Annotated in this window: 1 rRNA gene; it reads right to left on the bottom strand. The window is 54.9% G+C overall.

The annotated features are described in order from the left end of the window. A 23S ribosomal RNA gene (locus OSH03_RS22070) occupies positions 1-537 on the bottom strand; the annotation flags it as partial.

The raw sequence follows: 537 nt of genomic DNA, 5'->3' as shown, positions 1-537 counted from the left end.
GCAAGTTTCGTGCTTAGATGCTTTCAGCACTTATCTCTTCCGCATTTAGCTACCGGGCAGTGCCATTGGCATGACAACCCGAACACCAGTGATGCGTCCACTCCGGTCCTCTCGTACTAGGAGCAGCCCCCCTCAATTCTCCAGCGCCCACGGCAGATAGGGACCGAACTGTCTCACGACGTTCTAAACCCAGCTCGCGTACCACTTTAAATGGCGAACAGCCATACCCTTGGGACCTACTTCAGCCCCAGGATGTGATGAGCCGACATCGAGGTGCCAAACACCGCCGTCGATATGAACTCTTGGGCGGTATCAGCCTGTTATCCCCGGAGTACCTTTTATCCGTTGAGCGATGGCCCTTCCATTCAGAACCACCGGATCACTATGACCTGCTTTCGCACCTGCTCGAGCCGTCACTCTCGCAGTCAAGCTAGCTTATGCCATTGCACTAACCTCCTGATGTCCGACCAGGATTAGCTAACCTTCGTGCTCCTCCGTTACTCTTTGGGAGGAGACCGCCCCAGTCAAACTACCCAC

It is taken from the genome of Enterobacter nematophilus, from assembly GCF_026344075.1.
Lineage (GTDB): Bacteria > Pseudomonadota > Gammaproteobacteria > Enterobacterales > Enterobacteriaceae > Enterobacter > Enterobacter nematophilus.
This window is presented reverse-complemented; position numbering and strand designations above follow the sequence as displayed.